Annotated in this window: 1 pseudogene; it reads right to left on the minus strand. The window is 78.3% G+C overall.

The annotated features are described in order from the left end of the window. A pseudogene (locus tag AF1_RS32435) lies at nt 1-1,735 on the minus strand (hypothetical protein); the annotation flags it as partial.

The raw sequence follows: 1,735 nt of genomic DNA on the forward strand, positions 1-1,735 counted from the left end.
GTTCGGTCCCGGGGGGCCGGGGACGCGGGGCTCCCGGACAGGGCCGCGGTCCGCACGTGCGCGCCGGCCCGCGCCGCGGCCGGCGCGGCCAGGTGCCGCAGGACGGCATCGCGCTGCGCGGCGATCAACTCCCGGCTCGTCCGCAGGTACTCCAGCACGGCGGCCTCCGCCGGACGGCCCGTCGCCGGCGTGCCGGACGCGGCGGCCGGGCGTCCGCCGGCGGCGCTCCGGACGGAACGGCCGCTGACGAGCAGGCGGGGCCGGGCCGGGACGTCGGAGAGCGGCTGGGCGCCGCGCCCCCCGAAGAGGGGCAGCGGGTCCACACCGGCACCGGCGGCGGCCAGCGCGGCGAGCGCGTGCAGGAGCGTCACCAGCGTGTTCTCACCGGGGGCGGCGCAGCTCACGGCGGTGTGCGGGCGGTCACCGAGGACCGTCCCGACCAGGCCGGTCAGGACGCCTCCCGGGCCCGTCTCCACGAAGGTCCGGGCGCCCGCCGCGTACATCGCCTCGATCTGCTCCGCGAACCGGACGGGCGCGCCGGGCTGCCCGGCGAGGTCGGACGGCTCGGTCTCGTACGGGCCGGCCGCCGTGTTCGCCCAGACGGGGAAGGCGGGCGACCGCAGGTCGCCGGAGCGCAGCCCGGCGCGGCCGGCGCTGATCTCGATCATGGCGGTGTCGTCGATGACGCCGGCGGCGCAGAGCGCGGCGAGTTCGCCGGGGCCGTGTCCGGCGGCGAGGTCCGGGTGGACGCCGACGGCGGTGAGCAGGCGGTGGACGGCGAGCCCGGCGGCGGGCGGCGGGAGCGTCCCCTCGGGGTATCGCCCGCCGGCCAGCCGCAGCAGGCGCTGGAGGCGCGGGAAGGCGACGAAGAGGTCGGTGAACATGCCGGGGCTCCCGTCCTCACCCGGGAAGAGGAACGCGACCTTGCCCGGCCCGCCGGACGCGGCGAACACCCCCGGCGCCGGACGGGCCTGCGCGGCGAGGGCGAGCTTCGCGCGGAGATCGTCCAGTCCCGCGGCCACGAACGCCACCTGGACCGGCCCTTCGGACGAGGCCGCGGTCCGGGCGAGGTCGCGTAGCCGGGGATCGCCCTTGAGCAGGCGCGACAGCCGGCCGATCTCGGCGTGCGCGGCGGCCCGGCCGTCCCCCCGGATCAGGAACAGCTCGGCGGGCCACGCGGCGAGCCCGGACACCGGTTCAGGACCGCCCCCGTAGCCGGAGAGGACGGCGTGGAAGTGCGCGTCACCGGATCCGTACTCGCTCACCCCGGCGAGCCGCTCGCCCGGACGGACGACCCACGGGCGGGAGGGGTGCGGCGGCCCCGGAAGCACGCCCGTGTGCAGCGCGTACGCGGTCTTGATGAGCCCGGCGATCCCGGCGGCGCATCCGGTGTGCCCGATCTGCGAGGTGACCGATCCGGGCGCGGCACCGTCCGGGGCCGCCGGCTCGGGCCGGTCCGCCTCCACAAGGCCGATCGACGGCGCCCGGATCCCCGCGCGCTCGTGGGCGCGCTCCATTGTGAGCCGCCGCCCTCCGGCGACCGAGGTGACGATCGCGTAGATCCGGTCGCCGTCGCGTTCGGCGTCCGCGAGTCGCCTGAGGACGACGCACGCCACGCCCTCGCCGGGCACGGTGCCGCCGGGGCGGTGCCCGCCCGGCCCCGGCCGCAGATCGGCGCCGCCGCAGAGCACCATGTCGCTGGAGCGGGTCAGGAGATCCTTGCAGGCGACATCGA

The sequence above is a fragment of the Actinomadura formosensis NBRC 14204 genome, from assembly GCF_001552155.1.
GTDB lineage: Bacteria > Actinomycetota > Actinomycetes > Streptosporangiales > Streptosporangiaceae > Spirillospora > Spirillospora formosensis.